General features: G+C 63.9%; 15 protein-coding genes and 1 other annotated feature. Of the genes, 12 read left to right on the forward strand and 3 right to left on the reverse strand.

Translation table 11 applies throughout. The annotated features are described in order from the left end of the window. Nucleotides 1-63: 63 nt before the first annotated feature. The 6 genes from ACTHQV_RS17190 to ACTHQV_RS17215 all read left to right on the forward strand — a co-directional run bounded on the left by ACTHQV_RS17190 (nucleotide 64) and on the right by ACTHQV_RS17215 (nucleotide 6898). Entirely contained in the window at nucleotides 64-747 is a 684-nt protein-coding gene (locus tag ACTHQV_RS17190) for a polysaccharide biosynthesis/export family protein (protein ID WP_440491966.1), read from the forward strand. 13 nt (nucleotides 748-760) lie between these two features. Beyond that, nucleotides 761-2956, forward strand: a complete 2196-nt coding sequence (locus tag ACTHQV_RS17195) for a GumC family protein (protein WP_440491967.1) — start codon at nucleotides 761-763, stop codon at nucleotides 2954-2956. Then, nucleotides 2956-4191, forward strand: coding sequence for a hypothetical protein (locus ACTHQV_RS17200; RefSeq protein WP_440491968.1), 1236 nt, complete (start codon nucleotides 2956-2958; stop codon nucleotides 4189-4191). Before ACTHQV_RS17195 ends, ACTHQV_RS17200 begins: the two co-directional genes overlap by 1 nt. Before the next feature lie 27 nt (nucleotides 4192-4218). Continuing rightward, nucleotides 4219-4587, forward strand: coding sequence for a hypothetical protein (locus tag ACTHQV_RS17205; RefSeq protein ID WP_440491969.1), 369 nt, complete (start codon nucleotides 4219-4221; stop codon nucleotides 4585-4587). Nucleotides 4588-4723: 136 nt separating this feature from the next. Then, nucleotides 4724-5668: a replication initiator protein A gene (locus tag ACTHQV_RS17210; RefSeq protein WP_440491970.1), complete on the forward strand. Its 945-nt coding sequence runs from the start codon at nucleotides 4724-4726 to the stop codon at nucleotides 5666-5668. A gap of 417 nt (nucleotides 5669-6085) precedes the next feature. Continuing rightward, nucleotides 6086-6898, forward strand: coding sequence for a helix-turn-helix domain-containing protein (locus ACTHQV_RS17215; RefSeq protein WP_440491971.1), 813 nt, complete (start codon nucleotides 6086-6088; stop codon nucleotides 6896-6898). 146 nt (nucleotides 6899-7044) lie between these two features. Here the strand turns inward: ACTHQV_RS17215 and ACTHQV_RS17220 are convergent, their stop codons facing one another. Both ACTHQV_RS17220 and ACTHQV_RS17225 read right to left on the reverse strand, forming a co-directional pair. Then, nucleotides 7045-8532, reverse strand: a complete 1488-nt coding sequence (locus ACTHQV_RS17220; RefSeq protein ID WP_440491972.1) for a SulP family inorganic anion transporter — start codon at nucleotides 8530-8532, stop codon at nucleotides 7045-7047. Continuing rightward, nucleotides 8529-8690 carry a hypothetical protein gene (locus ACTHQV_RS17225; RefSeq protein ID WP_440491973.1) on the reverse strand — a complete coding sequence of 54 codons (162 nt, stop codon included), beginning with the start codon at nucleotides 8688-8690 and terminating at the stop codon, nucleotides 8529-8531. The genes ACTHQV_RS17220 and ACTHQV_RS17225 overlap by 4 nt, the downstream gene beginning before the upstream one ends. Then, nucleotides 8594-8649, reverse strand: a sequence feature (sul1 is cis-regulatory element that is thought to sense ions involved in sulfur or methionine metabolism; They are found in Alphaproteobacteria). It overlaps the preceding gene by 56 nt. 101 nt (nucleotides 8691-8791) lie before the next feature. Between ACTHQV_RS17225 and ACTHQV_RS17230 the strand changes: the two genes are divergently transcribed. From ACTHQV_RS17230 to ACTHQV_RS17250, 5 genes are all read left to right on the forward strand, one after another. Then, complete coding sequence (locus tag ACTHQV_RS17230) at nucleotides 8792-9064, forward strand: PadR family transcriptional regulator (protein WP_440491974.1); 273 nt, start codon at nucleotides 8792-8794, stop codon at nucleotides 9062-9064. After that, entirely contained in the window at nucleotides 9061-9696 is a 636-nt protein-coding gene (locus tag ACTHQV_RS17235; RefSeq protein WP_440491975.1) for a hypothetical protein, read from the forward strand. Before ACTHQV_RS17230 ends, ACTHQV_RS17235 begins: the two co-directional genes overlap by 4 nt. Before the next feature lie 91 nt (nucleotides 9697-9787). Continuing rightward, the gene (locus ACTHQV_RS17240; protein ID WP_440491976.1) at nucleotides 9788-10303 is read left to right on the forward strand and encodes a hypothetical protein; all 516 of its coding nucleotides are present in this window, start codon (nucleotides 9788-9790) and stop codon (nucleotides 10301-10303) included. A gap of 205 nt (nucleotides 10304-10508) precedes the next feature. Beyond that, a complete protein-coding gene (locus ACTHQV_RS17245; RefSeq protein ID WP_440491977.1) occupies nucleotides 10509-11285 on the forward strand; it encodes a hypothetical protein in 777 nt (258 codons plus the stop codon). Nucleotides 11286-11337: 52 nt separating this feature from the next. Then, entirely contained in the window at nucleotides 11338-12189 is an 852-nt protein-coding gene (locus ACTHQV_RS17250) for a hypothetical protein (RefSeq protein WP_440491978.1), read from the forward strand. A gap of 13 nt (nucleotides 12190-12202) precedes the next feature. On the opposite strand, the gene ACTHQV_RS17255 is transcribed toward ACTHQV_RS17250, so the two are convergent. Next, a complete protein-coding gene (locus ACTHQV_RS17255; RefSeq protein ID WP_440491979.1) occupies nucleotides 12203-12454 on the reverse strand; it encodes a hypothetical protein in 252 nt (83 codons plus the stop codon). 516 nt (nucleotides 12455-12970) lie between these two features. Between ACTHQV_RS17255 and ACTHQV_RS17260 the strand changes: the two genes are divergently transcribed. Next, nucleotides 12971-14764, forward strand: a complete 1794-nt coding sequence (locus ACTHQV_RS17260; RefSeq protein WP_440491980.1) for an ABC transporter ATP-binding protein — start codon at nucleotides 12971-12973, stop codon at nucleotides 14762-14764. The last annotated feature ends 8 nt before the right edge of the window (nucleotides 14765-14772 follow it).

The raw sequence follows: 14772 nt of genomic DNA on the forward strand, positions 1-14772 counted from the left end.
GCGATATTCCATATGCATCCCGGACTCCCCAAGCGCATGCGCAAGTTTTGTATCGCCCTTTTTATGGCAGGCATCCTTGCGGGATGCGTCCGGCAGGAGCCATTGAAAACGACCGAACGATTGACCGTTGTCGAGGGCAGTTCGGTCCTGCCCCCGCCAGGGCGAAACGATCTTACGGCGGCGGACCGTCCGGCGCTGATCGGCCCGCTCGATACTATTCAGGTCGATGTCTTCAACGTCCCCGATCTCAGTCGCGAGATGCAAGTAGATGCGGGTGGACGCATCGCCATGCCACTGGCGGGTACGATTGATGCGCGCGGGAAAACCGCTGAGGAACTGGCCAGCACAATTGAGGCGGCGCTGCGGGCAAAGTACGTCCGTGACCCCGGCGTAACCATCAATATCAAGAATTCCGTCAGCCAAGTCGTCACGATCGATGGCCAGGTCGTCGAGCCGGGGCTGTATCCGGTCACTAACCAAATGACATTGATGCGCGTAATCGCATCCGCAAAGGGGTTGTCAGAATTCGCCCGTCAGAATGACGTGGTGATCCTGCGCACGGTAGGAGAGCGTCGGATGGCCGGGCTCTACAATGTCGCGGCTATTCGTCAGGGCGCATATGACGATCCGCCAGTATATGCCAACGACGTGATTGTCGTCGGCGATTCCCCGCAGCGTAGACTGTTCCGCGATTTCGTGTCGCTATCTCCGCTACTGGCAGGCCCGCTCATTGCGATCCTGCAATAAGGTTTCGTAGCACATGAACATGACTGTTTCTCGCCCGCAACAGGACGCGATCGCGCCGTTGACCAAGCCGCTGTCGGGCGACGTACCCATAGTACGTCAGTATTTACGTATCGCACTTCGGTGGCGGTATGTCATTCTGGGTGCGATGGTTGCGTGCGTGGTGCTCGGGTTGATTGTAACCTTGTTGATGACCCCGAAATATACCGCGACCGCTACGATCGAAATATCACGGGAATCCAGCCAAGTTACCAATATTCAGAGTGTTGAACGCGAGACCAGTTTAGCGGACCAGGAGTTTTATCAGACGCAATATGGGTTATTGCAGTCGCGTTCGATTTCGGAGCGTGTGGCAAATCAATTGCAACTGATCGACGATCCAAAGTTCTACGAACTATTTGCGGTATCACGCGATGAACCTGCGTTTAAAATTGTAAACGGGCGTTATCCGTCGAATGGTCGCGCAGATCGGCAGAGGATAGCAGGAGAAATTCTGCGTCTTAATCTTAGTGTTGAGCCAACTCGACTGTCGCGTCTCGTTGATATTCATTTTACCAGCCCGGACGCTGAATTTTCGGCGAAGGTTGCCAACGCTTGGTCTGAGGCCTTCATTCAGACAAATCTTGAGCGTAAGTTACAGGCGACGTCCTATGGTCGTAACCTGCTTCAGCGCCAACTGGCCCAGCAAAAGGAACGACTTGATGAGAGCCAGCGTCAATTGGTCGGCTATGCCTCACAGCAACGCATCATCAACCTGCCTGCGCAACAGAATGGTGACGGCACCACGTCGGAACGCTCGATCGTCGCTGACGATCTGGCCTCGCTTAACACCGCGCTGAGTCAGGCGACCGCCGAGCGGATCGCCGCCGAGGCCCGGTACCGCGAGGGCGGCCGCGCCGGTGCGTCGTCGGAAGCGCTTCGCAACCAGGCGATCAATACGCTGCGCCAGCGTCGTGCCGAATATGCCGCTGAATATCAGAAGCTGCTGATCCAGTTCGAGCCGGAATATCCGGCCGCACGAGCGCTCAAGTCGCAGATCGACCAACTTGATCGCAGCATCTCCAACGAGGAGCGCCGCGTGTCGGGCTCGCTCGAGACCGACTATCGTGGCGCGGTCGAACGCGAGCGGGCGTTGCAGGCGCGGGTCGAACAGCTCAAGGGCAGCTATCTCGATCTGCGTCGTCGGTCGATCCAGTACAATATCTACCAGCAGGAGGTAGATACCAACCGCGCCTTGTATGAAGGGCTGCTGCAGCGCTTCAAGGAAATCGGCGTCGCCGGGGGGGTCGGAGTCAACAATGTGTCGGTCGTCGATCAGGCCGATGTGCCGCAGAAACCGTCATCACCCCGCCTGCTTGTCAACCTCGCCATTGCCCTCTTTGCTGGTTTCGGCATCGGAGCGGGGCTGGCAATTGCGCTCGAACAGATGGACGAGGCGATCGCCGACCCAGGCGAAGTCGAGCGGCGGCTCGGCCTGCCGCTGTTGGGGTCGGTGCCGAAGGTCGATAGCGTCACGCCGAAAGAAGCGTTGCTCAACCGCAAGTCCGATCTGGTCGATGCCTATCTCGCGATCCAGACCAACCTTGCCTTCACTACCGAACATGGCGTGCCGCGGTCGCTGTCGGTCACCTCGACCCGCCCGGCTGAGGGCAAGTCGACGACCGCCCTCGCGCTCGCGACGATGCTGGCGCGCAGCGGCAAGCGGGTGATCCTCGTCGATGGCGACATGCGTTCGCCCTCGGTCCATCATCTGGGTGGAGTCAGCCACGATTATGGCCTCAGCAACTTCCTCGCCGGGCAGGACGATATCGCACCGCTGACCTTCGACATGAAGGATCTGGGCTTTACCGCAATGTCGGCCGGGCCGATCCCGCCCAATGCCGCCGAATTGCTGACCGGCAGCCGGCTGTCGCTGCTGATCGAACGGTTGCACGAACATTTCGACCATGTCGTGATCGACAGCCCGCCGGTCATGGGTCTTGCCGATGCGCCGCTAATCGCGAGCCGGGTCGAGGGCGTGGTCTATGCGGTGGAATCGCACGGTATCCGCTCGACACTGGTCAAGACCGCGCTGGCGCGACTTGCCTCGGCCAACGCCCATATCTTCGGCGGGGTGTTGACTAAGTTCGAGGCGCGCAAGGCGCATTATGGCTATGGCTATGAATATGGCTATGGCTATGGACGCGACAAAGCCGCCGAGGCCAAGAGCTGATGCCAAAGCGCCGTGCCACCCGTCCCCGGCGGTCGGCGGCCGAATGGGCGGTGCGCGGCGCGCTAGCGATCGCAGCGGCGGGGCTGGGCGGTGTCTCGGTCGCCCATTCGCTGGCCTATATGATGCGCGGCAGCGCCCCGGCACAGGCACATGCGCTGGCACCGTGGGACGGGCGGATCACGGCGCTGCTCTCGGAGCAATTGTCGGGTCCCGAGGCCTCACCTGCCGATCGCCGGCGCGCCGACGAACTGGCGCGGCTTGCGCTGCGGCAGGATCCGACCGCAGTGGCGGCGGTCGCGACGCTGGGCATTAATGCGCAGGTACGCGGTGATACGGTGGGGGCACGGCGCATCTTCGCCTATTCCGAAAAACTGTCGCGGCGTGACCTGCGTACCCGGTTGTGGGCGAACGAAGATGCGGTGGCGCGGGGCGACATTCCGGGGGCACTGCGCAACTACGATATCGCGCTACGTACCTCGCGGATCGCACCGGATATTTTGTTTCCTGTGCTGGTAAACGCGATTAGCGATCAAGAAATCTGCGCGGCACTAGCTCGTACGCTGGCTGGACGCCCTCCTTGGGGTGAACAGTTCATCATGTCGGCGGTAAGTAACGCACCTGATGCCCGAGCAACTGCCAATTTAATATATCTGTTGCACTTAAAACGGGTGCCGTTGCCAGTCGAAGCATCTTCGATATTGGTTGAACGCTTGATTCGCGAAGGACATACCAACGATGCTTGGCGTTTGTACGCCACGTTTTCACCCGATGTGAAACGTAAAGAAAGTCGCAATCCAAAATTTGCCGAGAGCCCTGTCGCACCTACTCCCTTCGATTGGATGTCAGTAACCGATGGCGGGATCGTCGGAACGATCCAACGTAGTGGGCAAGGCGGATTTTTCGATTTCTCGGTGCCGACGAGTTTGAGTGGACCGATCTTGCAGCAAACGCAAATTTTGGAACCCGGTATCTATACCTTGAGTGGGCGTAGTAGCGGGATTGAGCAAGGCGGTAGCGCGCTACTTTACTGGGTGCTTGCTTGCACTGAAGGCCACGAATTAGGACGGGTCGCTGTGCCGAATTCATCACAAGAAAAAGGACGATTCTCTGGGGATTTTATTGTTCCTGTGAATTGTCCGGTGCAGAAACTTCAGCTCGTTACACGACCGTCGGATACCTTGGCGGGTTTGAGCGGACAGATTAATGAAGTGCAACTACGTCCAAAAAGACGTTGAAATTTGCGACGTCCCATGGATTACGCTATGAGCAATAAAATTGCAATTATTTCGGGTCTGTTGTTGGTCGTGGCTGTGTCTTCAACGGCACAGGATCGATATAAAGGCGATAGCCAGGAACAACCCGCGCAAATCCAGCAATCGCTCCCCGAAACCCGGCCGGGCGAAACCGCGCGGTCGGCCGCTGGCCAGGCCGGTCAGCGCCAGACCCGCGAGGAGGTCGCCGCCGAGGCCGGGATCGAGCCGATGGGGCGGATCAACGGCCGGATCCAGAACCGGGTCCAGTCGCGCATCCGCAACCGCATAGACCGTTATTACGACCCGCATGCCAATGCGACCTCGCCCTTCGCCATTGCCGGCGATCAGGCGCGTACCGCCGGGCGTCCGCGCCGGTGATCCCGGCCGGGCGGGCGACGTGCCGTCCGACCATTTCCTACTCGAAAGCACGAATGGGCGCGATCACCGCCAGTGTCGGCGTTCGGGTAGGCCCGGTTTCCCGTCGCATCTTCGTGCTTTCGAGTAGAATAGCCCCATGACCCGCAAGCCCCCCGCCCCGCGTACACCCGCCAAGCCACCGGCCCGCCCGCAGGGCGATCTGTTCCGGCTCGACAGTCCGCTGACCGCCGAAATCCGCGGTGAGCGGTCGTTGATGGCGTTTCCATTCTTTGCGCTGGCCAAGAATGCGTGGATGAAGCCGCTGACCTATCAGGCAAACGCGGTCTCGATCGAAGTACGGCCGTCGGCCAGCGGCGTCGCGACCATCTATGACAAGGAAATCGTGCTGTATATCGCCAGCCTGATGCTGGCGAAGATCGAGATCGGCGAGACGGTGACGCAGGACTTTGTCTTCACCGCGCACGATCTGTTCACGGTGACCGGGGCAAATCATTCGGCACGATCATACGGACGACTGTCGGAGGCGCTCGAACGACTGCAGGGTACGCAGATCAAGACCAACATCGAAGCCGGGGGTGAGGGTGAGGAAGGCTTCTTCTCGTGGCTGTCCGAGGCCAAGCTGCACTATTCGCGCACGCGTGGCGGCGAGCGGCGGCTGAAGGCGGTCAAGGTGCGGCTGTGCGACTGGCTGTTCCGCGCGATTCTGCTCGACCGGCATGTGCTCGACTATGCCGCCGCCTATTTCCAGCTCGGCCCGATCGAACGGCGCATTTATGAAGTGGCGCGATCGAGCGGCGAGGAACGGTTGGAAACCGACCTCGCGACCTTTCGCCTACAGATCGGCTATCAGAACCCGCTCGCCAATTTTCGTAATGCTTTGAAACAGATAGCAGCAGCGGACAGCATTCCCGACTATCGGTTGGAGCTGATCGAACAGGACGCGCCCGAGGGCGAGGCGCCCAGGCGTGGGCGGCGGGCGACGCCGGTGCAGGTCGTGCTGACCCGGCGACCGCGTGCGCTCGGCAGCGAGGAAGCGGGTGATTCGGACGCGGCCGAATCGGCGGATGCCAACGCCGCCTAATTCCTATCCGAAAGCACGAATGCGACGGGGTATTTGCTACCCGAAAGCACGAACATACCGCCATATTCCTATCCGAAAGCACGAATCGGCCGCGGCAATTTGCGCCGAATCGAACGTAATTCCCGCTTTACTACCCGAAAGCACGAACCGGGAACGCTTCCGATGTTGGATTTGATCTGCAAAGGTCGCTGCGACCGGCAGCGGGGCCGGCAGACGAGGGAATTGCCGTGACCACATAAAGGAAAGCCCGGCACGAAGGCCGGGCGTCCCAGGTTTTGGAGCGACGTCGCCAAACGTCGAACCGGCTGTAGCAGGCCTTCTCCAATACCTTCGATCGCTTGCCGGTTCAAGGACGCGCGTTTCGCGCCACACCCCTTTTTTGCTTGTTGGTCACGGCCCCGGACAAAGGGGACGATGATGGCGCTCATCCTGGCGCAAGCGATCGCGCGCATGGCCGATCCGGCGCATGGCAAACGCAGCGGCGGCGTGCACCGTACCGGCGCACCGGTGCGGCGCGGCAGCGTCGAGGCGGGGACGGTCGAGGACAGCTTCTTCGCGGTGCCGGCGAAGGGCGAGACCGACCGGCTGCTGCGCATGGCGCGCGCCGCGCTCGATGCCGGCCGCGCCCGGCGCCGGGCGGCGCGGGCCGAGGGGCGCGCGCTGAGTGCGGCCGAGGCGGCGCTGTGCGGCCTGACCGCAGGCGCGGTGCGGGTGTTCGAGGAGATCTGCACCCTCGCCCGGCTGAACGGCGGGCGGGTGTTCCCGACCTATGACCATCTGGCCAAGGCGACCGCGCTCGGCCGGGCGACGGTCGCGCGCGCGCTGGCGGCGCTGGAGGCGGCGGGGTTCCTCGTCCGCCAGCGGCGCTTCTGCCGCAACCAGGGCGCGGGGCCGCGCTATCGCCAGACGTCGAACATCTATCGCGCCTTAGTACCAGGCGCGTTGCTGCGTTTCCTGCCGCGCCGCTTCCATCCCGCGCCGCTGCCCGACGATGCGGTGGCGCATCAGGCACAGGCAGCGGCCGAGCTGGCGGCGATGCGCGCAACGCTCAGTTGCCGCGAGCTGGCCGAAGTGACGCTAGGCGGTGCGCTCGGCCGGGTGCTCGCTTCGCTGGGCGCGGCGATCGATCGTGCCGCGTGCGAGTCTCATTGCGATCCGCAACCCCTACCTGAATCATTTGATCAGACGACGAATGTCGTCGGCCTCGCCGGCCGACGGCGCCCGGCCTAACGGCCACAATGCTGAGAGGAAGAAACAGCCAAGAATCACCACCCCCGCCGATCTTACGGGACGCACCGGCTACCGCCGGCGCGATGCTCTCCGACGAGAGCAGGCGGCGCCGTGGGCGTATCGATCCGCAGCGGTGCGGGCGCGCATCAATGCGGCACGACGCCCAGTTCGACCCCGGTCTTGTCGTGCAGCGCGAAGCGGTCGACCAGATCGGCGCTGGCGCGGTTATAGCCGGCCACCGTCACCTCGGCACCGTTCTGGCGCAGCCGGGCGACGATCTTGTCGAGCGCGTCGACGCCCGAAATGTCCCAGAAATGCGCCGCGGCGACATCGATCGTCACCGGCACCGCCCCCTCAACGCCAAAGGCGCGGCGGAAGCGGTCGACCGAGGCGAAGAAGATCTGGCCGGTCACGCGGTAGGTGACCCCGCCATCCCCGACGATCCGTTCGACCGCGAACATCCGCTGGACCTTGCCGGCGAAGAATACCCCCGACAGCAGCACCCCGGCCAGCACGCCCAGCGACAGGTCGCGCGTCGCGACGACCACCGCGACCGTGACCAGCATCACGATCGACGAGGTCGGCGGATGGCGCCGGAGATTGGCGAGCGAATTCCAGCTGAACGTGCCGATCGACACCATGATCATCACCGCGACCAGCGCCGGCATCGGCACCCGCCCGACCCATGGCCCCAGAACGGCGAGCAGGAACAACAGGAACGCCCCGGCGACGAAGGTCGACAGCCGCCCGCGCCCCCCTGAGGTCACGTTGATGACCGACTGCCCGATCATCGCGCAGCCGCCCATCCCGCCGAACAGTGCGGCGACGATGTTGGCGCCACCCTGGCCCGCACATTCCTGCCGCTTGTCGCTGTCGCTATCGGTCATGTCGTCGACGATCTGCGCGGTAAGCAATGATTCCAGCAGACCGACCGCCGCCATGGTCAGCGCAGTGGGCAGGATGATCCGCAGCGTATCGAGCGTCAGCGGCACCTGCGGCCATGCGAAGCTCGGCAAGCCTTCGGGCAGCTTCCCCATGTCGCCAACGGTGTTGACCGGCAGGTTGAGCGCGATGCTGACGACGCTCAGCACCAATATCGCGACCAGCGGCGACGGCACCGCCCGCGTCACGCGCGGCAGCAGGTAGATGATGGCAAGGCCGCCGGCGATCAGCGCATAGCTGTGCCACGTTACCCCGATCAGCTGCGGCAGCTGCGCCATAAAAATCAGGATGGCGAGCGCGTTGACGAAGCCGGTGATGACCGACCGCGACACGAACTGCATCACCCGGTCGAGCCGGAGCAATCCCGCGGCGATCTGGATCAACCCCATCAGGATGGTGGCGGCGAACAGATATTCGACGCCGTGATCGCGGACCAGCGGCCCGACCAGCACCGCGACCGCCGCGGTCGCCGCCGAGATCATGCCCGGCCGCCCGCCGATAGCGGCGATGGTGATCGCGATCGCGACCGAGGCATAGAGGCCGATGCGCGGATCGACCCCGGCGATGATCGAGAAACCGATCGCCTCGGGGATCAGCGCCAGCGCGACGACGATGCCGGCCAGAATGTCGCGGCGGATCTGCGCCGCTCCGCCAAACCATTGGCGGCGATAGGAAATGAGGTCGAAGGTCATGGAAAATCCACATCAAGCCACATGGCGCCACCATCGAGCGCAGGGTTCAGGTCATGTGCGATGTTGTCCGGCGGATCGGCGGCCGGAATAGCCACCCGGAATTGCACCGGGTCCTTGCGAATGTGGCGCCCATAGCGGCGATCGGCCGTGCGGGGCAAGGGGCGATGGCATGCCGGACCCGCTCATCCGGCCGATTGACTCTTAAATCTACATATGTTGTTCTTCGGTCATGGTACGAAACCGGCAACCCTCGAAACAGATGCGGCGCGTGCTGGCGGCGCTGGCACAGCAGCGCGGCGAAGGGCGGCATGGCTATGATCTGCTGAAGCAAACCGGCCTGTCGTCGGGCACGCTCTATCCGTTGCTGATGCGCATGACCGACCAGCATCTGGTCGAGGCGCAATGGTGTGCGCCGGCCCAGCCCGGGCGCCCGCCGCGCCATGTCTATCGCCTGACCGCGAGCGGTTTCGCGCTGGCGATGGAACTGGCCGATGCGGACGACGCACCATCGGGGACGGAGGCGTTGGCATGACGACCTTCCTGGCCCGCGCGATGCTGGCGCTGGCGGCGGCGACGATGGGCGAACGGCACGAAGGCTGGGCGCGGGCGATGGCCGGCGAAGTCGCGGCCGCGGCGGCGGAGGGCAAGACGCTGTCCTTCGCCTTTGGCTGCCTGATCGCGGCATGGCGCGCGGCGCTGGCCAGCAGCCATGGCCGCTTCCTGCTCACCAGCTATGCGGTCGCGATCGGCATCCTGCTGCCGATGGCCGCGCTCCAGATCGCGTGCGTCGGCTTCGGCCTGTCCTATCTCTATCCCGGCAACCACGGCCTTGCCGGCGCGCTGCTCGACGGCATGGCGACCAAATGGCTCTGGCCCTTCTACCAGTCGGCGGGGCCGGTGCTGGCGCTGCTGCAACTGGCGATCGGCATCGGCCATGTCCGGCTCGCCTGGGTGATGCTGGAGCGCGACTGGACGCGGGCGCTGCGCTGGTCGGCGCGGACGCTGGCGGCGTCGACCACGCTGATCGTGTTCATGGGCGCGCTGTTCCTGAATGTCCGCCAGTCGCTCATCATGGGCGCGGTCGTCGGCGTCGAGCTGGCGATCCTGCTGATCGTGTCGAGCTGGCACGCCGACCTGTCGCGCGAGGTCGAGCGGACCGCCTGAATTTTTTCGAAGGCCGCTTGTCCACCACCCTGCGTCGTCCGCGCGGGGGACGGACGGTCGCGCCTGGTCGTTACCCCAAAGGAGACGCCGCATGTCGTATCACCGCCGAATGATCCTGTTGCCGCTCGCGCTGCTGGCCGCCGGCCCCGGCAGCGCCGTCGCCCGGCCTGCCCCCGCCTCCACCGCCGTCCCCGCCCGATCGCCGATCCTCGGCCGCTGGGAACTCGATCTGACGCGGATGCCCGCGACCTATGGCACCCCGCCCCGACGCGTCGTCTATAGGTTCGAGGATATCGGCGGGGGCCGGTCGCGGCTGACCGTCGACATCACCGCGCAGGACGACAGCGTCCGCCACATGACCACCGCCTATCGCCCTGACGGCCGCGCCGCGCGCAGCGAGGGCGAGACGAGCGAGGCCGACAGCGCCGCCTTCCTGCTGCCCGCGCCGAACGTGCTGGTGATGAACCTCGCGCGCAACCGGATGCCGGCATCGGTCCGGGTCTATACCATCGCCCCTGACGGCCGCGAAATGACCGAATCCGCCGCCGATGTCGACGACAAGGGCGACCCCTTCGTCCGCAAATTTCATTTCAGGCGGGTGGGATAGCCACGCGCAATTGCGCCCGGTCCTTCGAAGGTCGCGCTGACAGCAGCCGCAAGGGGGGACAGGGTCAACGGCGTACCGAAACGGGACGCGGTCGTGACGCTCTCATTTTGGGTATGCACTTTGTTGCGACCGGTGCCGGTCGCGGCCTACGCCACCCCTCACGAACATCGTATCCGATATCGATTGACAGGGGGCTTACATGGTAATGAGCAAGGACACGCTGATCAAAACGGCCTATCAGCAAGATGTCGTCGCCAATAATGAGAAGGATGTCTATTACGGCGATGACCTCGGTGCGCCGGATAACATGGCTTTCGTGATTGCCGATGGTGATGTCGGTGACGATTATTTCAAGAATTTCGGCCGTGACGACAGTATCATTACGGGAAAGAAGATATTCGACGGTAACAATGATGGCATTATCGGCTTTGGAAAGAACGGCCTGCTCGATGTCGATCGCATCAACAGCAAGAAGGCCGGCAACGACCAGCTATCGTTGAGCAACGAAGATGGCAAGATCGGGGCGCTTCGCTATCTGGGCGAGATGAACGGTCAACATGCCTATGCCGATTTTCAGACGAAGATGAACTTCGTCGAGCATTTCGGCCCCGGGATGGAAAGCGCAATCGGCGATGATAGCTTCTCGATGAAATATGGAGCGGTCCTGTTCGACAATGCGCTGGGCCTCAATCTTGGCAATGACGTGATCGAGGGGGCCGTGACGTCGATCAACATCGTCACGACCTTTGCACTGGGCAGCACAGAAATCAATTCGTCGGTCAACTATGAGAACCGATGGATGAAGGACGGCGAAGCTTATACCGCCTTCTCGCTGTCGGCACCTCCTGGACCGAACGGCTACCACGACTCTGCCGGTTCGATCACCTTCAAGGGCGAATATGGCGGGTTCCTGACGTTGCAGGAAATCCATCAGGACGCCGATGGTCAGAACTTCTACGTCTATGCCCTCGTCACCCCCTGAACGCAGGGCTGAACGTGGGCCATGGCCCACGCTCACGATATGAAGAACCAGGATGGATCGGATCGGTTCGACCTTTCCCGTGCGCCACGCGACACGGGTCATCAACGCATTCCAGCTGCGCGCCCAGTCGGCGGCGTTCGTCGCCGCCGGGCGCGATTTTCATCGCTCGGCGGTGCTGATGCTGATGCTGCGCGCGGCGTTGAAGGGGGACGGCCGCAAGTTCAGTCTGCAGGCGATGTCGGCATCGCTCCACCGCCCGCGCGAAACCGTGCGCCGCGCCGGCCGTGCGCTGATCGCGGCGGGTTTCTGCGAGGCGGACGGCAACAGCTTCTATCTGGTGCCCGGGTTCGACACGCTGCCGGCGATCGTCCGGTTGTCGGACGCGCTGGTCGACATCTTCGACGCGCTGATCGCCGGGTTCGAGGTGAGCGGCATCCATCCGCCGGCCGGCAGCGCCGACCGCCCTCCACGCGAACGGGTCGCGGCCGCGCTCGACATCTATCTGTCGGTGTTCGAATTGAGCGAGGTGCAGCCCGCCGCGCTGATGACATTGTACCTGATCGGCGCGGTCACCGTGCTGAACGCCGTGCGGTTGACCGACGATCCCGTGCTGGGGTGCCGATATGGCGGGGCGGACGACGTGCCGCCCGACGATCTGCGCTGCCCGGCGACGCTGCGCGAGGTCGAGGCGCTGGACGGCTTCCCCTATCCGACGCTGTGGCGCCATGCGGTGCTTGCCGAGCTGATCGGCGTGCTGGAAAAGACACCCGACGGCTATCTGCTGGCGCGCAAATATCTGACCTATTCGGCGCTGTCGCGCGAACCGCTGGAAAAGGTCCGCTATATCCGGCGGGTGCTCCACGACCTCGCCGCCGGCCGCTATGCCTGGACAGGTGCGGAATAGGCGCGACGCCCCGTCACCCTTGCTCCAGCCATGACCGGGCGTCCTCGACCTTTTCGAAAACTCCGGTCTCGGCGGGCAGCGTCAGGCGTTTCTTCTGCATCCGCAACAGCGCGCCCCCGCCAGCAAAGGCGATCCGGTCGGCGGGGGCGAGGATGCCGGCCAGGTCGGACTGGACATAGGAAAACGCCTCCTGCGGCTGAACGAGTGTCCCCGACAGGTCGACCAGCACGCGTCCCTTGCCGTAAATCCGGCGACTTCGCGTCAATCGTTGCCCGAGATCGGAAAAATGCCGCCGCGATGCGTCGCGATCCCACAGTCCTTCCGGTCGATCGACAAGGATCTTTTCGATATCCGCCGCCAAAAAAATACCTCCCGGAAACGCCAGAATTTACAATATGATGGTTGGATAATCGGGTTTGTCGGCAACAGTTCCTCCAACTATCGGCTGATATTGGGCCAAAATTTAGGAATTTTGGGATAAGGTAATGATATAATTACATAAATAGTATTCTGCAGGGGTGCATGGCGGGAACGAAAAGCATCGATACGTGCAACCTTCGTCACCTTTCGCAGCGTTGTCCGCCGCCTACCAATTCCCCGTCCGATCGGTTATGGGATCGGCGTCCAGCACGCACGACAGGGAGGGCGACATGACCAATTGCACCATGCCCGCCCCCGGCGATCTTCGGGTCGGTGGCCTTCTCCACCACTGACGCCCGCGGTCTCCGACCGACCTGCCCCTGCTGATTACAAGGACCGCGCACCCGCCGCGGAAACTGCCATGACCGACGACGATACCGAGGATCTGTTTCCGCGCGCCTCCGTGCTGCGCGCGGTGCTCGCCTTTACCTTTCGCCACTGGGCGCGCACGCCGTGGCTGGCGGTCGCGTGCGGGGCGGCGATGCTGCTGGCGACGCTGACCGAGGTGTTCGTGCCGCTCTATGCCGGGCGGATGATCGACGCGGTCGGCAGCGGCGCGTCGGCGGCGGCCTGGCGCGCGTTCGCGGCCATTACCCTGCTCGGCGGGGCGATGGTCGTGCTGCGCCATCTGGGGTGGTGGACGATCACTCCGCTGACGCTGGGCATGATGCGCGACGTGACGCAGGAGGCGTTCGCCCGCGTCCAGCGGCTGTCGACCGACTGGCATGCCAATGCCTTTTCCGGGTCGACGGTCCGGCGGATCACGCGCGGCATGTGGGCGCTCGATACGCTCAACGACGTGCTGCTGCTCTCGCTGCTGCCGTCGCTGACGGTGCTGGTCGGCACGGTCGCGCTGCTGGCGCTCCACTGGCCGCTGCTGGGGCTGGTGATGGGGGTCGGCGCGGTCGGCTATATCACGCTGACCGTGTGGCTGGCGACGCGGGTGCTGGCGCCGATCGCGCGGCTGTCGAACCAGTGGGATACCCGGATGGGCGGGGTGCTGGCCGATGCGATCGGTACCAATGCGGTGGTGAAGGCCTTCGGCGGCGAGGCACGCGAAGAGGCGCTGCTGGCCAGGACCGTCGCCAAATGGCGGCGGCGGACGCTGCGCACCTGGCTGGCCTTTACCTGGGCCGGGTCGGGGCAGCTGGCGCTGCTCTGGCTGATCCGCATCGCCGCGACCGGCACCGCCTTGTGGCTATGGGCGCAGGGTCGGGCGAGTGCCGGCGACATGGCCTATGTCGTCACCAGCTATCTGGTGCTCAACGGCTATCTGCGCGACATCGGCCAATATGTGCACCAGTTGCAGCGCGCGGTGAACGAGATGGAGGAGCTGGTCGCGCTGCACGACGAACCGCTGGGCGTCGCCGACCGTGCCGATGCGCGGCCGATCGCGATCGGCGGCGGTGCGATCGTGTTCGACGACGTGACGTTCCGCTATGCCGGGCAGGACAGGCCGCTGTACGAGCGGCTGTCGGTGACGATCGCGGCGGGTCAGCGCGTCGGGCTGGTCGGGCCGTCGGGATCGGGCAAGACCAGCTTCGTGAAGCTGATCCAGCGGCTCTACGACGTCGATGCCGGGCAGGTGACGATCGACGGGCAGGACGTGGCGCAGGCGACCCAGGCGTCGCTCCGCCGACAGGTCGCGATCGTGCCGCAGGAACCGGTGCTGTTCCACCGGACGCTGGCCGAGAATATCGGCTATGGCCGGCCCGACGCGACGCAAGCGCAGATCGAACAGGCGGCGCGGCTCGCCAACGCCCACGACTTCATCATGGCGTTGCCCAAGGGCTATCGCACGCTGGTCGGCGAACGCGGCGTCAAGCTGTCGGGTGGCGAGCGCCAGCGGGTGGCGATCGCGCGCGCGTTCCTGGCGGATGCGCCGATCCTGATCCTCGACGAAGCGACCTCCAGCCTTGATTCCGAAAGCGAGGCGGCGATCCAGCAGGCGATGGAGCGGTTGATGATCGGCCGCACCGCGATCGTCATCGCCCATCGCCTGTCGACCGTCCGCGCGCTCGACCGCATTCTGGTGTTCGTCGGCGGGCGGATCGTCGAGGACGGCACCCACGACGCGCTGCTCGCCGCGCCGGACGGGCAGTATCGGCGGCTGTTCGAGCGACAGGCGGGGACCGCGGTGGCGGAGATCGCCTGATCGCCCAA

Source organism: Sphingomonas sp. SAFR-052, from assembly GCF_051965015.1.
Taxonomy (GTDB): Bacteria; Pseudomonadota; Alphaproteobacteria; order Sphingomonadales; family Sphingomonadaceae; genus Sphingomonas.

What these genes read in the sequence shown, in the direction of transcription:
- ACTHQV_RS17190 (WP_440491966.1), top strand. Translation starts at nt 64, where the DNA reads ATGGCAGGCATCCTTGCGGGATGCGTCCGGCAGGAGCCATTGAAAACG.
- ACTHQV_RS17195 (WP_440491967.1), top strand. Translation starts at nt 761, where the DNA reads ATGAACATGACTGTTTCTCGCCCGCAACAGGACGCGATCGCGCCGTTG.
- ACTHQV_RS17200 (WP_440491968.1), top strand. Translation starts at nt 2,956, where the DNA reads ATGCCAAAGCGCCGTGCCACCCGTCCCCGGCGGTCGGCGGCCGAATGG.
- ACTHQV_RS17205 (WP_440491969.1), top strand. Translation starts at nt 4,219, where the DNA reads ATGAGCAATAAAATTGCAATTATTTCGGGTCTGTTGTTGGTCGTGGCT.
- ACTHQV_RS17210 (WP_440491970.1), top strand. Translation starts at nt 4,724, where the DNA reads ATGACCCGCAAGCCCCCCGCCCCGCGTACACCCGCCAAGCCACCGGCC.
- ACTHQV_RS17215 (WP_440491971.1), top strand. Translation starts at nt 6,086, where the DNA reads ATGGCGCTCATCCTGGCGCAAGCGATCGCGCGCATGGCCGATCCGGCG.
- ACTHQV_RS17220 (WP_440491972.1), bottom strand. Translation starts at nt 8,532, where the DNA reads ATGACCTTCGACCTCATTTCCTATCGCCGCCAATGGTTTGGCGGAGCG.
- ACTHQV_RS17230 (WP_440491974.1), top strand. Translation starts at nt 8,792, where the DNA reads ATGCGGCGCGTGCTGGCGGCGCTGGCACAGCAGCGCGGCGAAGGGCGG.
- ACTHQV_RS17235 (WP_440491975.1), top strand. Translation starts at nt 9,061, where the DNA reads ATGACGACCTTCCTGGCCCGCGCGATGCTGGCGCTGGCGGCGGCGACG.
- ACTHQV_RS17240 (WP_440491976.1), top strand. Translation starts at nt 9,788, where the DNA reads ATGTCGTATCACCGCCGAATGATCCTGTTGCCGCTCGCGCTGCTGGCC.
- ACTHQV_RS17245 (WP_440491977.1), top strand. Translation starts at nt 10,509, where the DNA reads ATGAGCAAGGACACGCTGATCAAAACGGCCTATCAGCAAGATGTCGTC.
- ACTHQV_RS17250 (WP_440491978.1), top strand. Translation starts at nt 11,338, where the DNA reads ATGGATCGGATCGGTTCGACCTTTCCCGTGCGCCACGCGACACGGGTC.
- ACTHQV_RS17260 (WP_440491980.1), top strand. Translation starts at nt 12,971, where the DNA reads ATGACCGACGACGATACCGAGGATCTGTTTCCGCGCGCCTCCGTGCTG.